The 1,449-nt window shown below is 56.8% G+C and carries 1 protein-coding gene; it reads left to right on the plus strand.

Annotated elements, in window-relative coordinates; genetic code table 11:
• The first annotated feature begins 409 nt into the window (after positions 1–409).
• On the plus strand, positions 410–1,369 hold the full coding sequence (locus tag ACREXZ_RS30815; protein ID WP_431767910.1) for an IS1595 family transposase: 960 nt from the start codon (positions 410–412) through the stop codon (positions 1,367–1,369).
• Positions 1,370–1,449 lie beyond the last annotated feature (80 nt).

The following is a 1,449-nucleotide window of genomic DNA, read 5'->3' on the forward strand; positions in this document are numbered from 1 at the left end:
CTCACCCATTAGGTGAGTCTCGCAGAACCTACCCCACCCACGCCACTCCTGGCTTCTATCCTCTTCTACTGCCTTTGATCGCCGCCTTTAGGCTCAGACACGGCTCCAGCCCGGCAAAGAACTTCGCGGCCTCGCCGCTCCTTCGCTATATTCCAGCGTATCGTCGTGACTTTCATCCCGGCACCCCTTCATGCTTCGAGACTACCAACTCGCTTCGTCCAGACGGTCCATTCCATTAGGTCAGATGCAGTTGGCGACTGGGTTTTGTGTCCTCGAGATAAGTTCGTCAAGTTCGCTGACGGACTTGATCTTGGCTGGCAGAATAAAGGTGATCACTACTGTCCGGCTATAAATCGAATAGACTGGGTATCCGTTTGACTCACCATACCCCAATCCGTAGTATTCGAGGATGGAAGATTACCCTCGGAACTTGAGAGAGTTCGACCTCCGCTTCGGAAGCGAGGAAGCCTGTCGGCATTATTTGCTGCAACTGCGCTGGCCGGATGGCTTCCGCTGTCCGCGCTGTGGTTGCCGGGAGAGCTTGCCGGTAAAGACGATACTGCTGCGATGCTGTGGCTGTCGCCATCAAGCATCGGTGACCGCGGGAACAATTTTCCAGGACACCCGCATTTCTCTTCGGATGTGGTTTCAAGCGATGTGGTGGGTGACGACTCAGAAGAACGGGGCCAGTGCGTTGGGTCTGCAACGCATCCTGGGGTTGAACCGGTATGAAACCGCCTGGACCATGTTGCATCGGCTGCGCCGTGCCATGGTCAGGCCGGGTCGCGATTTGCTCACGGGCCGAGTGGAGGCAGATGAATGCTATCTGGGCGGTCCGGAGGAGGGATTGCCCGGCCGACACAATCTGGACAAAGCGCTGGTTGTGGTTGCCGCTCAGGAGGATGGACCGGGGATCGGCAGAATTCGCATGCGCCAAATTCCTGACGCTTCGGCCGCAAGCCTGATGCCCTTTGTACAGGACTCAGCAGCTCCGGGGAGCGTTGTCCACACCGACGGCTGGCTGGGGTATTCGCCTCTCAAGGCAAAAGGCTTCCAGCACGAGGTCACGTTGCTCAAGGGGAAAAAGGAGGCCGCCTCGGAACTGCTGCCTCGGGTTCATCTTGTGATCTCCCTGCTCAAGCGGTGGCTGATGGGAACTCACCAAGGAGCGGTAAGCCATAAGCATCTGGACTACTATCTGGATGAGTTCACCTTTCGATTTAACCGTCGACGATCCAGGAGCCGTGGCAAACTTTTCTTTCGCCTTGCGCAGCAAGCTGTCGCCGTCGATCCCGTTACCAACCATCAAATCATTCATCCCCTTCTCCTGGAGTCGGAAGGCAAAACACAAGCCGTTGGGGTATGGTGAGTCAAACGGATACCAAGTTAGCCAGATTGGGTCAGGCGGGAGCGAGCGAGCCGGATCTCTGAAATCTACGCAGCCAGCAC

It is taken from the genome of Paraburkholderia sp. (assembly GCF_050742655.1).
Classification (GTDB): Bacteria; Pseudomonadota; Gammaproteobacteria; order Burkholderiales; family Burkholderiaceae; genus Paraburkholderia.

Excerpts from the sequence above, each read along its gene's own strand:
- ACREXZ_RS30815 (WP_431767910.1), top strand. The coding sequence starts at position 410 with ATGGAAGATTACCCTCGGAACTTGAGAGAGTTCGACCTCCGCTTCGGA.